At 71.7% G+C, this 14970-nt stretch carries 12 protein-coding genes and 1 other RNA gene; 1 reads left to right on the forward strand and 12 read right to left on the reverse strand.

Annotated elements, in window-relative coordinates; genetic code table 11:
- Positions 1–34: 34 nt before the first annotated feature.
- Positions 35–1600 carry an ALF repeat-containing protein gene (locus AB0F52_RS04910; RefSeq protein ID WP_360164677.1) on the reverse strand — a complete coding sequence of 522 codons (1566 nt, stop codon included), beginning with the start codon at positions 1598–1600 and terminating at the stop codon, positions 35–37.
- 55 nt (positions 1601–1655) lie between these two features.
- Between AB0F52_RS04910 and AB0F52_RS04915 the strand changes: the two genes are divergently transcribed.
- Positions 1656–2531 (forward strand): fused MFS/spermidine synthase, encoded by an 876-nt coding sequence (locus tag AB0F52_RS04915; RefSeq protein ID WP_360164679.1) that lies wholly within the window; start codon positions 1656–1658, stop codon positions 2529–2531.
- A 267-nt stretch (positions 2532–2798) separates the two neighbouring features.
- On the opposite strand, the gene ffs is transcribed toward AB0F52_RS04915, so the two are convergent.
- The 11 genes from ffs to AB0F52_RS04970 form a co-directional block, all read right to left on the reverse strand.
- An RNA gene (gene ffs, locus AB0F52_RS04920) (signal recognition particle sRNA small type) lies at positions 2799–2893 on the reverse strand.
- Between the two features lie 21 nt (positions 2894–2914).
- The gene (locus AB0F52_RS04925) at positions 2915–3514 is read right to left on the reverse strand and encodes an ATP/GTP-binding protein (protein ID WP_360164681.1); all 600 of its coding nucleotides are present in this window, start codon (positions 3512–3514) and stop codon (positions 2915–2917) included.
- On the reverse strand, positions 3492–3845 hold the full coding sequence (locus AB0F52_RS04930; protein ID WP_020642116.1) for a DUF742 domain-containing protein: 354 nt from the start codon (positions 3843–3845) through the stop codon (positions 3492–3494). The genes AB0F52_RS04925 and AB0F52_RS04930 overlap by 23 nt, the downstream gene beginning before the upstream one ends.
- Positions 3846–3910: 65 nt before the next feature.
- The gene (locus AB0F52_RS04935) at positions 3911–4345 is read right to left on the reverse strand and encodes a roadblock/LC7 domain-containing protein (RefSeq protein ID WP_103343522.1); all 435 of its coding nucleotides are present in this window, start codon (positions 4343–4345) and stop codon (positions 3911–3913) included.
- Positions 4342–7191 carry a nitrate- and nitrite sensing domain-containing protein gene (locus AB0F52_RS04940; protein WP_360164684.1) on the reverse strand — a complete coding sequence of 950 codons (2850 nt, stop codon included), beginning with the start codon at positions 7189–7191 and terminating at the stop codon, positions 4342–4344. Before AB0F52_RS04940 ends, AB0F52_RS04935 begins: the two co-directional genes overlap by 4 nt.
- 25 nt (positions 7192–7216) lie before the next feature.
- The gene (locus AB0F52_RS04945; RefSeq protein ID WP_360164686.1) at positions 7217–8005 is read right to left on the reverse strand and encodes an ABC transporter ATP-binding protein; all 789 of its coding nucleotides are present in this window, start codon (positions 8003–8005) and stop codon (positions 7217–7219) included.
- Entirely contained in the window at positions 8002–8952 is a 951-nt protein-coding gene (locus AB0F52_RS04950; RefSeq protein ID WP_360164688.1) for an ABC transporter permease, read from the reverse strand. The genes AB0F52_RS04945 and AB0F52_RS04950 overlap by 4 nt, the downstream gene beginning before the upstream one ends.
- A complete protein-coding gene (locus AB0F52_RS04955) occupies positions 8949–9962 on the reverse strand; it encodes an ABC transporter substrate-binding protein (RefSeq protein WP_360164690.1) in 1014 nt (337 codons plus the stop codon). The genes AB0F52_RS04950 and AB0F52_RS04955 overlap by 4 nt, the downstream gene beginning before the upstream one ends.
- Before the next feature lie 653 nt (positions 9963–10615).
- Entirely contained in the window at positions 10616–12505 is a 1890-nt protein-coding gene (locus AB0F52_RS04960; RefSeq protein WP_360164692.1) for a glycosyltransferase family 39 protein, read from the reverse strand.
- A 134-nt stretch (positions 12506–12639) separates the two neighbouring features.
- Positions 12640–14145: a HAMP domain-containing sensor histidine kinase gene (locus AB0F52_RS04965; protein ID WP_360164694.1), complete on the reverse strand. Its 1506-nt coding sequence runs from the start codon at positions 14143–14145 to the stop codon at positions 12640–12642.
- The gene (locus AB0F52_RS04970; protein WP_360164696.1) at positions 14123–14872 is read right to left on the reverse strand and encodes a response regulator transcription factor; all 750 of its coding nucleotides are present in this window, start codon (positions 14870–14872) and stop codon (positions 14123–14125) included. Before AB0F52_RS04970 ends, AB0F52_RS04965 begins: the two co-directional genes overlap by 23 nt.
- Positions 14873–14970: the final 98 nt, after the last annotated feature.

Raw genomic sequence — 14970 nt, forward strand, 5'->3', positions numbered from 1 at the left:
GTACCGGGCACCACCGACAACCTTCGCCGTGCGGTCAGGAGACCAGGGCCGCCGCTTCGGCGACCAGAGCGTTCACCTTGGTGACGTGCGCCGAGGTGAACGCGTCACGCGCCCGCGCCTTGGGCAGCGTGACGTCCAGGTACTGCTGCAGGGCCGAGTCCGGGCCGTCGAGCACGCCCTGCGCGACGGCTTCCACCTCCGGGCCCTCCCCCAGGGTGCGGGTGGCGTACACGCTCAGGTCGATCAGGTGCGCGACGTACCGGCCGTGGGCCAGGAATTCGCGGATGTCCGCGACCGTGCCGTCCAGCGCCCGCTGGGCCGCCGGCTTCGTCGAGGGACCGCCGGCCGCCAGGATCTGGTTGACCTCGATGCGGTCGTCGGTGTCCCGGCCCGGGTAGTCACCGGTGCGCAGCAGCGCGGCGACCCCGGCGTACGGGCCGGCGAGCGCGTCACGAGCCGCCTGGCGCAGGCCGGGGCGGGCGTTCGGGTCCGCCGCGATCGCCGAGACGGCGGCGCGGTCGTCGGACTCCTGCGCGACGGCGAGACCGCTGTGCACGAACGTGACGACGTCGTCGTCCGAGCCGCTCAGCGCGGCACGGGCGGCGTTCTTGACGGCGGCACTGCCGTTGCGCAGCAGGTAGACGGACGCCTTGCGGCCGTTCGGCACGGTCAGCGCCGGGTCGGCCGCGTCGGCGAGCAGCTTGTCGTTGTCCTTCTTCGCCTGCGCGGCGCGCGCTGCGGCCTCGCCGGCCTGCTGCTGCGCGGCCGCCTCGGCGGCCGAGGCTGCCTGGCCGTCCTGCTGGTTCTGGGCCCGCTGCGTGGCGAGCCGGTCGGCGTTCGCCTTCCGCGCGTCCGCGGCGAGCTGCGCGGCCTTCTCCGCGGCGAGCTTCACGTCCGCGGGACGGTTGGCGGCCGCGGCGGCCTTGGCCGCGTCGAGCTGCTCCTGGACCGCGGTGACTTCGCCGTCGTAGTTCGCGGCGACCTGCCGCCACAGCGACAGGAAGTACCGGACGTCCTCCGGCGTGCCGTCGAGCGCCGCCTGCGCGGCGGCCTGGACTTCCGGGCCGCCGGCGGCCATGGCCTGGCTGGCCGTGACGCGGTCGTCGACGTCCTTCGCCCGCTGCAGGCCGGTCTCCAGGAAGGCCCGCACGTCGGCGGGTGTGCCGTTGTCGAGTACCTCCGTGCCCCGCTCGTTGACGGTCGGGCCGCCGGCGTCCACGGCCTGGCTGACGGCGATCCGGTCGTCGGCGCTGCGGGCCAGCGGCAGGCCGTTCGCCAGGTACTCGCGGATGTCGTCCTGGCTGCCGCTGAGTGCCCGCTGGGCGGTGCGCTTGGTGATCGGGCCGCCGGAGGTGAGCGCCTGGCTGACGAGGACCCGCTCGTCGTCGTTCTGCGCATGCTGGCGGCCGGCGGTGAGGAAGGCCTGCAGGTCGGCGGGCGAGCCGAGCAACGCCGCTTCGGCGGCCCGCGCCACGCCCGGACCGCCGGTCTCCAGCAGCGAAACGGCCTGCGCCCGGTCGGGCAGCACATCCGCGGCCGCGGGTGTCGCGAAGACCCCCGCCGCGAGTGCCGCGGCAACGATTACTGCGTTTGCACGCAAGGTAAAACCCCCTCGATCGATGATCGTCCGTTCCCTTATCGACGGAGCGGTCGGAATGTTTCCGATAACCTCGGATTCCGTGAGCCGCACGCGAAAGCCCGAGCCGGTGCCCGGGCGGTACCCGGTGCGGTTCGGCACGGCGGAGCTGGTCCGCGACACCGCCCGCGGCAACGCCTGGCTGGTGTCGGTGGACGGCGTCGCGCAGTCGTACGTCGACCTCGACGACCCCGCCCACCTGGAGTTCGACTACGTCCGCCGGTTCGCGGACGTGGTGGACCGGCTGCCACCGGGCCCCCTGGACGCGCTCCACGTCGGCGGGGCGGCGTGCACGCTCCCGCGGTACGTCGCGGCGACGCGGCCGGGGTCCCGCCAGCTGGTGTTCGACGCCGACGGCGAACTGGTGGAGCTGGTCCGCGCGCAGCTGGGGTTGCGGGTGCCGGGGTTGCGCGTCCGGGTGACGGACGGCCGCGAAGGCCTGGCGACGCGCCGCGCGGAGTCGGCGGACCTGGTGGTGGTCGACGCGTTCGAGAGGGCCACGCTGGCCGGCGGCCTGGCGACGCTGGAGGCAACCCGGGCGATCGCGGGCATCCTCCGCACCCAGGGCATTTACCTGGCGAACATCACGGACGGCTCGGGCCTGCCGTTCGCCCGCCGCTTCCTGGCAACGCTGCTCGAGGTCTTCCCGGAGGTCCTGCTCCTGGCGGACCCGGGAGTACTGCGCGGCCGCCGCTTCGGCAACTTGGTGCTGGCGGCCTCGGCAGCCGAGCTCCCCACGGAGGAGCTGACCCGCCAAACGGCCTCGGCGGCCTTCCCGGCAAGGTGCGTGTACGGCGCGGAGCTGCGGAAACTGGCGGGAAGAGCGACCCCGATAACGGACGCGGACGCTCCACCGCCCCCCAAGCCCCCGAACGACGTCCTGGGCCTCTTCTGACCCCACCCCCGCCCACCCACGACAGCCCAGACGAGACGGCCGACCCACCGGCAGCGGCAGCGGCCCCACCACGGCAGCCCGGACGACACGGCAGGCCTAAGGGCCCACCCAAGGAAGACCACACAACACGTCAGGCCACCGGGGGGGTACGGCAGAGCTCCCAGACCGCACCCGAGGCACCGTGGGGGTCCGGGGGCTCGGCCCCCGGGCAGAAGAACGAAGTGAAGGCCCGGCGAAGGGGCGAAGCCCCAGAGCCGGTAGCCGAAAAGAAGGGGACCCCGCGCACCCGCCAGAGCCTGCTTATCCTTGCTGCCTTCCGGCCCTGGGGAGGTTCACAGGGTGGACGCCGCGCGGGGTCCGTGGATCAGTGTAGCGAAGTCCGCTCAGGCGCCTGCACCTGCCTGGGCTCGGGCCCGCTTGAACGTGTTGTGCAGCACCGCCAGCAGCGCGTCTCGCACCGACAGCTTCTGCCGGGCGTCGAAGGTGATCAGCGGGACGTCGTCGCTGACCGCGAGGGCCCAGCGGATGTCCTCGAGGTTGTGGCCGAGTGATCCGTCGAACATGTTCACCGCGACCACGAACGGCAGGCCCGCGTTCTCGAAGTAGTCGACCGCCGGGTAGCAGTCGTCCATGCGGCGGGTGTCGACGATGACCAGTGCGCCCAGTGCGCCGTGGACCAGGTCCTGCCACATGAAGCCGAAGCGGTCCTGGCCCGGCGTGCCGAACAGGTACAGCTTGACCTCGTCGTCGATCGTGATGCAGCCGAAGTCCAGGGCCACCGTGGTCGTGGTCTTGGCCGGGACGTGGCCGGTGCTGTCCACGGTCGCCGCCACGGAGGTGATCGCCGCCTCGGTGGTGAGGGGCTTGATCTCCGAGATGGACGACACCGCCGTCGTCTTGCCGACGCCGAAGCCGCCCGCGATGACGATCTTGACCGGGGCCGGCGGCCGGGTGCCCGGTTCAGTGAATGGCTTCGAGTCCACGAATGACCCTTTCGATCATGCCGAGGTCGTGCGAGTTGTGGTTGCCCGGCCGCCGGACGACGACGTAGCCCAGTTCGGCGAGGTCGGCCACCAGCACCCTGGCCACGCCGATGTGCAGGCCGAGCATGGCGGCCACCTCGGCGACCGACATCGTGTTCCGGCAGAGGGAAACGATTTCCTGGCGTTCGAACGTGAGCTTCGGGTGCGACGCCGCACCGAGGCGGGACGTCATGACCTGGGCCTCGATTTCGAGGCTCTGGTCGACCGGCTGGGCCCGTCCCGAGGTCATCAGGTACGGCCGCAGCAGCGAGATGTCCGGTTCTTCGGTCATCGCAACCCACTAACTCCCTCCATGCCCCCACCTCCACCCTCGACGGAGGCGCAAAGCGCCGCTGTTCAGCTTCCGACGGTGTTCTTGAGCTCCTCGATGAGCCCGGGCGTCAGAACCTCAGTGGCACGGTTGGCGAACATCGCCATTTCGTAGGCGATCGTGCCCAGGCTGGCCTGCTTGTTGGCCAGCACGCCCAGCGAGCAGCCGATGCTGATCGTGCAGACGAGCAGGTACCCGTACTCGAGTTCGATGATCACCTTGTCGGGTGAACCGAGCGGGTGGCTGTCGGAGACGCCGTGGGCGAGCCCGAGCATGGCGGAGGAGATCGCGGCGAGGCGGTCGGCGTTGGAGCGCTCGAGCTCCGTCGACATCGCGATCAGCAGGCCGTCGGCCGAGACCGCGATGGCGGCTATCGCGCCCGCGGTGTGCTGCGCGAAGCGGCTCACCAGCCAGTTGAAGTTCTGGGCTTCGACACTGACGCCAGGTGCGGGGATGCTCATTTCCTGCTCTCTTCTCCTCGTTCCATCACACGACCGGCGACCACGCCTTGGGGCGGGTTGTCTGCCGTCACGTCCTCCGCCTTCGCAAGGCCGGCGGCGAACGCGTCGAACGCCGCTCGTTCGGCCGCCGGGTCCCGCTTGGAGCGGTTGGCGACGGCGCGGGCGAGCGGCCGCCCCGCGGACTGCTGACGCAGGCCCGGGGCGAGCTGGGCACCGGGGACACGGCGCATCAGGCCGTCGCGCGACTGCGCGGCGGCCGTGAACGGGGCCGTGGCCACCAGCGGCGCGTCCGCGGGGACGCGGGCCGGGACAGGTGACACCGGTTCGGTCCCGGCGGCGGGCGGCGGGTCGGCCGTCAGCGCGGTGACCTCGGCGGCCTTGGCGAAGGCGTTGGCAGGCGGGACGCTGACCTCGGCGGCCTTCGCGAAGGCGCTCGCGAAGCCGTCCATCGCGGCCTTGGTCGCTTCCGGGTCGTGCCGCGGCTTGGTGTCGGCCACCGCCGCGGACGCGCCCGGGCTGGGCAGCTGGGCGCCGCGGACCCGGCGGCGCAGGCCGCCTCGCGACTCCGATGACGTCACCGATGACGACACCGCCGCGGCCGCCACCACCGGCTCGGGCGCTTCGGCGGGTTCGGCGTCGGGTTCGGCGTCCGGCCACACCGGTTCCAGTTCGCGGAACCAGCGGAAGCCGTTGCCGTGGCCGAGCAGCGCCGGGATCGCCGGCGCCGGCAGTTCGGCGGGCCGGTCGGGGACCGGTTCGGGCGCCGCCGGCCGGAATTCGTCCGAAGAGGACAGAGCAGGCGGTGCGGCCGGTACAGCCGGTACCGCCGGTGCGATCGGGACGGCCGGCGCGGCGTGCCGCGGCGACGACGCGACCGGCGGCGCGGCCTGCGCCGGGATCACGGGTGGCTGCTCCGTCTTCGGCCGCAGCTCGTTGCGGTGGCTGAACAGCGACGCCGGGATGGTCAGCCGCGCGGTCACGCCGCCGGTGGTCGGCGTCGCGAGCAGCTCGACCCGCAGCTCGTGGCGCCGCGCCAGGCGGCCGACCACGAACAGGCCGAGCACACTGGTCGGCGCGAGCTCCAGGCGCTCGCGCTCGACGAGCCGCCGGTTCTCCTCGCCCAGCTTCTCCGCGGTCATGCCGATGCCGTGGTCGACGATGCTCACCAGGCAGGCGCCGTCGGCCAGCAGCATGGTGTCCACCTCGACCATCGAGCCCGGTGGCGAGAACGACGTCGCGTTCTCCAGCAGCTCGGCGAACACGAGCACGAGGTCGGCGCCGAGGGCGGACGACAGCAGGATTTCGGCGACGACACCGAGCTTGACGCGCTGGTAGTCCTCGATCTCCGCGAGCGCCGAGCGCAGCGCCGTGGACAGCTCGATCGGGCCGGCGATCCGCGTTTCGTCGCGGGTGCCGGACACCACGAGCAGGTTGTCGGCGTTCCGGCGCAGGCGGGTGGAGAGGTGGTCGAGCCGGTAGAGGCTGGCGAGCAGCCGGGTGTCCTGCTCGTTGCGCTCGACCTCGTCGATCAGGGCGAGCTGGCGGCCGACGAGGTTCTGCGTCCGCTTCGCGACGTTCGCGAACATCAGGCTGGTGTTGCGCCGGGTGAGCGCCTGGCGCTCGACCAGCTCGGCCGCGGTGGTCTGGACCCGGTTGAACGCGGCGGCCAGCTTGCCCAGCTCGTCTTCGGAGACGACGTCGATGGTGGCCAGGCGCGGGATCTGCTCCTCGGCCTCCTCGGTGTCGGTCACGCGGACGAGCTCGGTGCCGGCGAGGTCGGCGACCGACGTCGCCGCGGTGGTCAGCTGGCGCAGCGGCCCGGCGATCGAGCGGGACACCGCGACGGCGAGGAAGACGACCAGCAGGAACAGCCCGCCCGCGCCCAGGCCCACCGTCCAGGCCAGCCGGACCGCGCTGTCGGCTCGTTCGGTCGCGGAGTCGGTGATCTCGCTGATCGCCCGCTCCTGCACGAGTTTCCGCTGCCCCGCGTGGCTGTCCGCCGCGGAGAGCACGCTCGAGACGTACTGGGTGGTGCCCGCCGCGTCACGCGGGTTGGCGACCTGGGCGGCGAGTTCGTCGACGCGCCGGCCGGCGTCGCTCTGCTCGACGTGGACGACTTGGGCGGCGCGCTCGCTGTCGTCACCGTCGTCGCCCTGCTTGACGAACCGGTCGACGAAGATCGGCGCCTGCTGGGTCGCGTCGTCCAGGATGGGCCGCCCGGCCACCGGTGACACCGCGGTCACGATGAGGGCCATCGCGCGCAGCGAGTTCTCCTCGTTCGCCCGCAGCAGCGCGTCCAGGGCCGTCAGCTCCCGGGTGCCCTCGGCGTCACTGGTGAGCTGCGGGACCAGCCGCAGTGAATCGATTACCGCGTCGACCACGGCGTGGTAGGTACGGGCGACGCTGTCGAGCGCGACGCCGCGGCGGGCGGCGTTCTGCCGCAGCTCGCCGAGCGAACCGATCCGGGTCAGCGCCGCGGAAAGCTCGTCGGGAGCGTCGGCCCCCAGCACGGCGCGGACGTCGGCGACCGCGCTGTCGACCACCTTCTGCTGCTGGACCATCTGGTCGGGGCTCGCCGAAGGCGTCGCCACGAACGCGGCCGTCAGCAGCCGCTCGCGCTGCAGCTGCCACATCAACCCGCCGAGCTGCTGCGCGTGCCGTGCCACCGTCGCCGACTGCGCCGCCGCACCGGCGCTGGTCGCCTGCGTCAGCACGAACGGCACCGACACCAGCACCACCGCGACCAGCGGAGGCAGGAGCAGCAGGTTCAGCTTGCCGCGGATCCCGAGCCGGGCGAGAAAACCCCCGCCACCGGCCCGTTTCGCGACCGGCCTGCCGTGTCTCATCCCGCCACCTTCCCGTCTTCCGTTCTCACTCGACCGCGGCCACCCGGCTCACGTGGCCCCGGTGCTGCTCCCGGACCAGATCCTCGATCCGGGCGCGCAACGCGAGGAACCCCGGTTCACGCTTCACCGCCAGGTCGCGCTCGGCGGGCAGCACCACCTCGACGTCGGCGGCGATCCGGCCCGGGTCGGAGGCGAGCACCACCACCCGGCCGCCCAGGAAGACCGCTTCCTCGACGTCGTGGGTGACCATCAGCACCGTGGTGCCGGTGTCGGCCCACACCTGGCGGATCAGCACCTGCATGTCCTCTTTGGTCTGGACGTCCAGCGCGCCGAAGGGTTCGTCCAGCAGCAGAACTTCCGGCTCGCACGCCAGAGCCCGCGCGATCGCGACCCGCTGCTTCTGGCCTCCGGAAAGCTGGTTCGGCAGCGACTTCCGCACGGCTTCGAGCCCGGTCTCGGCCAGGTACCAGTCGATGCGCTTGGCCCGCTCGACCGGATCCAGGGCGAGCAGCTCGAGTCCGAACGCGACGTTCTTCTCGACGCTGCGCCACGGGTAGAGCGCGCCGGCCTGGAAGACGAGCCCCCGGTCCGGCCCGGGCCCGGTCACCGGGACGCCGTCGAGCACGATCTCGCCCTCGGTCGGCCGGCTGAGCCCGGCCACCAGCGACAGCAGCGTCGACTTGCCCGAGCCGCTCGCGCCGACGACGCAGACGAACTCGCCGCGCAGCACTTCGAGGTCGACGCCGTCGAGCGCGCGCGTGGTCTTGCCGCGGACGGTGTAGTCCTTGGCGACGTTCCGCAGTTCCAGCGTCATGCCGCCCACTTCCCGACCCGCGTGCGCAGCAGGCGCAGCAGGACGTCGATGGCGAGCCCGGCGATCCCGATGACCACGAGCACCGCGAAGATCTTGTCGGTCTGCAGGAACCGCTGCGCGCGGACGATCCGGTAGCCGAGGCCGGCCGAGGAGTTGATCAGCTCGGCGACGACCACGAAGTTCCACGCCGCGGCGGCGTTGACCCGGATCGCGTCGATCATGCCGGGCAGCGAGTGCGGCACGACGATCTTGCGCAGCACCTCGCCGCGGCGCGCGCCGAGCGTGTAGGAGACGTCGATGAGCGAGCTGGGCACGGCGCGGACGACGTCGGCGGTCATCAGCGTGTTGAAGAAGACCGTGCCGATGAAGAGGATGGCGATCTTCGACGGCTCGCCGAGGCCGAGCCAGATGATCAGCAGCGAGATGAACGCACTCGCCGGCAGGTAGCGCATCAGCCCGATCAGCGGCTCGAAGAACGCCTGCCCGGCGGCGAAGGAACCCATCAGGATGCCGAGCGGCACGGAGACGAGCACGGCGAGCCCGAAGCCTTCGAGCACCCGCAGGGTGGTCGTCCAGAGGTCGTCGAAGAGCTCACCGGTGCCCGCCATGTCCGCCCCGGCCTTGAGCACCGCGACCGGGGACGGCAGGAACGTCGGATCGACGGCCCCGCTGATGCTCAGCACGACCCACGCCAGGAACGGGATGGCGAACGCCAGCACCGCGAGCTTCCAGCGGGATGCCGCGGAAATCGGCGTGCGCAAGGAGAAAAGCGGCGAAGCGGACGGCTTCAACCCGGCCCGGCGGGGCAGCGGCGACCAGGCCGGCCGGCCACCGCCCGCCCGGCCGGCCTCCTGCTGCTCGGCGAGCCGCTGCTCCGCCTCCTGCGCCTCGGCGGCCCGCGCCTCGGCCGGGCTCGCCGGGGTGGTGCGCTGGGTCGGACCGCTCACTGGGGGGCGGCCTTCACGAACTGGTCGTCGAACAGGCCGTCGAGCGAGGGCCGCTGCTGGGCGAGACCGGCGCCGACGATGAAGTCGATGATCTTGTTCGCCTGGAAGTCGAGGTGCTCCGCGGTGACACCCGGGGTGAACGCGTCGATGTTCTGCTGCCGCGTGAAGATCGTGGTGCCGGCGTCGTAGGACTTGTAGTCCGCGTCGGACACGCCACCGCGCTTGGCCATGATCTTCACGGCCGCGTCCTTGTTGTTCTTGATCCAGGTGAGCGTCTCGAACCAGGTGTTGACGAGCGCCTGCACGTCCTTCGGGTGGTCCTTGACCAGCTTCTGCGACGTCACGAGGTGGTCCGGGATGGCGCCGGAGAATTCGGCCGACGTCGAGATCGCGCGGCTGCCCGCGCGCTCCAGCGCCGTCGAGGTGAACGGCGCGAACGCGGCGACCGCGTCGACCTGGCCGCTCTTGAACGCGGCCGCGGCGGCGTCGGTCGGGAGGTTGACGAGCTGGATGTCCTTTTCGGTCAGGTTCGCCGACTGCAGCGCGAGCAGCAGCAGGTAGTGGTCGACCGCACCCTGCTCGACGGCGACCTTCTTGCCCTTGAGGTCGGCGATGCTGGTGATCCCCTCCCGGGCGATGACCTTGTCGTTGCCGGTGGAGTTGTCGTTCACCAGCACGATCGACAGCTTGGCGCCGCCGGAGACCGACGACAGGGTGTCGTTGAGGGTCTGGCTGTTGGCGTCGATGGCGCCGCTGGAAAGCGCGTTGATGCTGTCGGTGTAGTTGTCGAAGTACTTGAGGTCGACGTTGACGCCGTTCTTGGCGAACAGGCCCTGTTCCTGCGCCACCTGCCAGGGGAACCAGCCCGGCCAGGCGCTGAACCCGATGGTGACCTTGTTGCCACTGCCGGAGGCGGAGCTGTCGCTGCACCCCGAAAGCGCGGTGACCCCGGCGAGAGTCAGCAAAGTCAGGAGCACCGTCAGCAGACGGGGGCGAGGACGGGAAATCACAACGAGACTCCAGGATGCGGGGGAAGTGGAGTGGTGCCGTACCAAAGGGGGAATTGCGGTGCTCGGGGCTACCAGTGGTGACGACGGGAAGGGGGATCTCGTCGAGCTGCGCTACCGCGCACGGTCATCGCTGCTCACTTCCGGCCGCACCTGATCGGGTCATCGCGAGAGAACGCGGACAGGGAGCACCTACGCTCAGTGAATTCCCGGCACTCAGCGCACCGGATCAGCCACCCCTGTCCCTCTCCCGGCGGAGAGCCTAGCGAGTAGCACAAGATCCCCACAACGTCCGCCAGTTCAGCCGAACGAGTGACCGCCAGGTGGGCTAACCAGCACGAATTCGCGGGTTTCAAGATCAACTTCGTGAGCGTTTCTGTCGGCCACCCGGTCAATTCGGGTGCGTGCGCGTGCGGGAATCGCGTGCAACTGCACGACCGATCACCCCTAGTCGTTACCGCGGCGGCGAGGAGTGCCTAGATCATCACCGAGAGCGAGAGGGCAGATCCGAACGGTCGTTCGGAATCGGCCGGCCGCCATCCCGGAAATCGAACACCTGTCCGCATCGGCCGATACCGCACCGGTCCGGGATACGCCGAATGATTCCCGGACTGTTAACACGCTGGAAACAATTCCACCCGGCCGTGGAATTTCGATCAACCGACAGATTTAGTCAGGTCGTAAACGGTCGTGCCACCCACCGAGAGCGGGGCGAAGTTCTGCTCGACCCAGGCCTGGATCTCCCCGGCGGTCCCGCGGCCGCCGCCGAAGCCCCCGCGACCACCGGCGACGTAGTAGTGGATGTCGCCGTCGGCGACGTACTGCCGGAACTGCTGCAGCGTCGGCGCCGGGTCGCTGCCGCTGAAGCCGCCGATCGCGAGCACCGGCCGTCCGCTCGCCAGTGCCAGGCCCGCCGACTGCATCGCGCCGCTCTGCGCCGCGGCCCACTTCGTCGTCGTGCCCTTCAGCAGGTCGATTGCGGCCGTGTCCGTTTCCCCCGCGCCGAAGCCGCGCGGGCCGCCGAAGCCGCGTCCACTGGCGACGGCCGGGCCGGACGACGGCGTCCCGCCGGAGTGCGCGGTCGCGGCCGTCGCCAGCGTGAAGGACGCCGTCCCGAGCAGCGCGCCGCACAGACCGAGCACGGCCACGACCGGGCCGAGCCGCCGGAAGCGGTCGGCGCCGAAGAGCAGGCCCCCGACGGCGGCGGCGCCGGAGACGAGGAGCGCGTAGCGGACCCACGGCTGCCAGTCCGGCGTCCGCGAGAGGAGGACGAACGCCCAGACCGCCGTCACGGCGAGCATGACGGCGAGCACCGCGCGAGCCGCGAAGTTCGCCCGGCCGCGCCAGAGCTCGCGCGCGGAAATCGCCAGCGTGGCGACGATCCCGGGGGCCAAGGCGACCGTGTAGTACGGGTGGATGATGCCGCTCATGGTGCTGAACACCAGTGCGGTGACCACCAGCCAGCCACCCCACAGCAGCAGCGCCGCCCGCGTGCGGTCGGTGCGCGGCGCGCGGCGGGTGAACCACAGGCCGGCGACCAGCCCGATGACGGCGGCCGGCAGCAGCCACGACGCCTCGCCGCCGAACTCGCCGGAGAACAACCGGGTCAGGCCGGCCTGGCCGCCGAAGCCGCCACCGCCGAAACCACCCCGGGCACCGGTGGGCAGCTCCAGCCCGGCGGGCGGCGTGCCCGCCCGGCCGCCGCGCCCTTCGCCGAAGATCCGGCCGAGGCCGTTGTAGCCGAACGCGAGTTCCAGCACCGTGTTGTCGGTCGAGCCGCTGATGTAGGGCCGGTCCGCGACCGGCCAGAGCGCGACGGCCGCGATCCACCAGCCGGCGGAGACGAGCACCGCGCCCGCCGCGGCGCACAGCTGGCCGACCCGGCGGCCGAGCGACGTCGGCGCCGCGACGGCGTACACCAGCACGAACGCGGGCAGCACGAGGAAGGCCTGCAGCATCTTGTCGAGGAACCCGAAGCCGATCGCGACCCCGGCGAGCACCAGCCACTTCGTGCTCGCGTGCTCCAGCGCCCGCACCACGCAGTAGGCCCCGGCGACCAGCAACAGCACGAGGAAGGCATCGGGGTTGTCGTAGCGGAACATGAGCGCGGCGACCGGCGTCAGCGCGAGCCCGGCCCCGGCCAGCAGCCCGGCACCGGGTCCCGAGAGCCGTCGCACGGCGAGGTAGAGCAATCCGACGGACGCCACCCCGGCGAGCGCGTTCGGCACCAGCAGGCTCCAGCTGGAGAAACCGAAGAGCCGGCCGGACAGCCCCATGATCCACAGCGAAAACGGCGGTTTGTCGACGGTGACGACGTTGCCCGGATCGAGCGAACCGAAGAACAGCGCCTTCCAGCTCCACGTGCCGGCCTGCGCGGCCATCGCGTAGAAGTCGTTGGCCCAGCCGGTTTTCGCCAGGTCCCACAGGTAGAGCAGCGCGGTGCCGGCCAGCAGCGTGGCCACGGAAGGGTTGACCCACCGCGGTTTCCGGGCAGGAGCGGGCGGCTGGGGCTGGGCGTGTTCGGGCGCCGACAGCGTGGTCGTCATGGCGTTCACCGTGTCGGCGCCGGATGTGGTGAACTTGTGGCGAAGCTGTGCGTCAGCTGTGCATCGCCCGACCGCTTGCAGTGAATGACTCATTCCTGTCGTCGGACGACAGGAATGAGTCATTCACTGCACACTCAGGGGGCCGGCGCCGCCGGGAAGGTGATCTCGAACTCCGTCCGCCCCGGCCGGCTCTGCACCCCGACCCGCCCCCCGTGCGCCGCCACCACCGCGGCCACGATGGCCAGCCCGAGCCCGGTGCTCCCCGCCGCGCGGGACCGTGAATTGTCGCCGCGGGCGAAGCGCTCGAAGATGTCCGGGAGGATTTCCGGGGCGATGCCCGGGCCGTCGTCGGCCACCCGGAGCCGGACGATTCCGTCCGATGTGGACAGAGTGGTCGTCACCGTCGTGCCCGGTGGGGTGTGCGTGCGCGCGTTGGCGAGGACGTTGATCACCACCTGGTGCAGCTGGCCCGCGTCGCCGCGGACGCCGATCGGTTCGCCAGGGACGTCCATCAGCCACTTGTGCCCCGGGCCCGCGACGTGCGCGTCCGCGACCGCGTCGGCCACCAGGCGGCACAGGTCCACCCACTCGTGCACCACCGGGCGGCCGGAATCCAGCCGGGCGAGCAGCAGCAGGTCCTCCACCAGCGTCGTCATCCGGCGCGACTCGGACTCGACGCGGCTCATCGCGAACGCGACGTCCGGGGGCACCTGCTCGCCGCCGCGGCGGGTCAGCTCGGCGTAGCCGCGGATCGCCGCCAGCGGGGTGCGCAGCTCGTGGCTGGCGTCCGCGACGAACTGGCGGACGCGGTTCTCACTCGCGTGCCGCGCGGTGAGCGCGTTCGCGACGTGCTGCAGCATCCGGTTCAGCGCCGAGCCGACCTTGCCGACCTCGGTGTTCGGGTCGGTGTCGGCCTCCGGGACGCGCTCGGACAGCGCCACTTCGCCGCGGTCCAGCGGCAGTTCGGAGACGCGCGTCGCGGTCGCGGCCAGCCGGTCGAGCGGTTGCATCGTGCGCCGGATCGTCGCCGCGCCGACCGCGCCCGCCACCAGGATCCCGGCGAGCGCGACCCCGCCGAGGATGAACCCGAGCTGCCAGAGCGTCTCGTTGACGTCTTTCAGCGGCAGGCCGATGACGGTCTTTTCGCCGCGGGGCGACGTCGTCGAGACGACGCGGTACTCGCCGAGGGAGCCGCCGAGGTCGACGCTGTGCTGCTTCCCGTCGGACGGCACCTCGAGCAGCGTCAGCACCTGCGCCTTCGGGATGTCCTTGAACGGCGCCTTGCGCCTCGATGCCCCGGCCGCGCTCGAGTCGAGCACCCCGGCGGAGGCCTTCGAGCCGACCTGGACCACGGCGAGGGTGCCCTCGCCCTGGCCGAGCGCGCGCAGCGGGTCCGGTGGCGGCGCTTCGCCGTAGGTCCACGGCGGCGGGCGTTCCCCGGCGTGCGCGGCGCGGTCGCTCGCCGCGGCCAGCCGCTTGTCCTGCTGGCCGACGAGGAACTCGCTCAGCGCGAATTCGGTGACCACGCCGACGACCAGGCACACCAGGGCCAGCAGCGCGGCGAGCTGGACGATCAGCCGCCGCCGCAGCGACCACGGCCGGCGGACGCGCTCCGGTTCAGCCTGCGGGCTTGAGGACATACCCGGCGCCCCGCATGGTGTGGATCATCGGCTCGCGGTCGGCGTCGATCTTCTTGCGCAGGTAGGAGATGTAGAGCTCGACGATGTTGGCCTGGCCGCCGAAGTCGTAGCTCCACACGCGGTCCAGGATCTGGGCCTTCGACAGCACCCGCTTCGGGTTGCGCATGAGGTAGCGCAGCAGCTCGAACTCGGTCGCGGTGAGCGGCACCAGGTCGCCGCCGCGGTGCACCTCGCGGCTGTCTTCGTCCAGGGTGAGGTCGCCGACGACGAGCGTCGACCCGCTCGACCCGGTCACCCCGCCGGCCCGGCGCAGCAGCGCGCGCAGCCGCAGCGCGACCTCCTCGAGGCTGAACGGCTTGGTGACGTAGTCGTCGCCGCCCGCGGTGAGCCCGGCGATGCGGTCCTCGACCGCGTCCTTCGCCGTCAGGAACAGCACCGGCAGGTGAGGCGCCTCGGACCGCATCCGGCGCAGGACTTCGAGGCCGCTGAAGTCGGGGAGCATGACGTCGAGGACGACGGCGTCGGGGCGGAATTCGCGCGCGATCCGGACCGCTTCGGTGCCGTCGCCCGCGCTGCGCACCTCCCAGCCCTCCATCCGCAGGGCCATCGAGACGAGCTCGGCCAGCGTCGCCTCGTCGTCGACGACGAGGACCCGCACCGGGCTCCCGTCGGCGCGGCGGAGGTCGGCCTTGCCAGCGCCGGGTGACGTGGCGTTCATAGCGGTCATAGTGCCACCTTCCCGGCCCGGCGTCGGTGTTCGCTGTGCGGTGGCTGTGCATTTGCTGTGAAGGTTCGCGCTTTCGAGGCGGCTTGCGAGGCACAGCA

The organism is Amycolatopsis sp. NPDC024027 (genome assembly GCF_040638975.1).
Taxonomy (GTDB): Bacteria; Actinomycetota; Actinomycetes; order Mycobacteriales; family Pseudonocardiaceae; genus Amycolatopsis.

Bases quoted from the DNA above. Each gene is read 5' to 3' on its own strand.
- AB0F52_RS04915 (WP_360164679.1), top strand. From the start codon at position 1,656: ATGTTTCCGATAACCTCGGATTCCGTGAGCCGCACGCGAAAGCCCGAG.
- AB0F52_RS04930 (WP_020642116.1), bottom strand. From the start codon at position 3,845: ATGACCGAAGAACCGGACATCTCGCTGCTGCGGCCGTACCTGATGACC.
- AB0F52_RS04935 (WP_103343522.1), bottom strand. From the start codon at position 4,345: ATGAGCATCCCCGCACCTGGCGTCAGTGTCGAAGCCCAGAACTTCAAC.
- AB0F52_RS04940 (WP_360164684.1), bottom strand. From the start codon at position 7,191: ATGAGACACGGCAGGCCGGTCGCGAAACGGGCCGGTGGCGGGGGTTTT.
- AB0F52_RS04945 (WP_360164686.1), bottom strand. From the start codon at position 8,005: ATGACGCTGGAACTGCGGAACGTCGCCAAGGACTACACCGTCCGCGGC.
- AB0F52_RS04960 (WP_360164692.1), bottom strand. From the start codon at position 12,505: ATGACGACCACGCTGTCGGCGCCCGAACACGCCCAGCCCCAGCCGCCC.
- AB0F52_RS04965 (WP_360164694.1), bottom strand. From the start codon at position 14,145: ATGTCCTCAAGCCCGCAGGCTGAACCGGAGCGCGTCCGCCGGCCGTGG.
- AB0F52_RS04970 (WP_360164696.1), bottom strand. From the start codon at position 14,872: ATGACCGCTATGAACGCCACGTCACCCGGCGCTGGCAAGGCCGACCTC.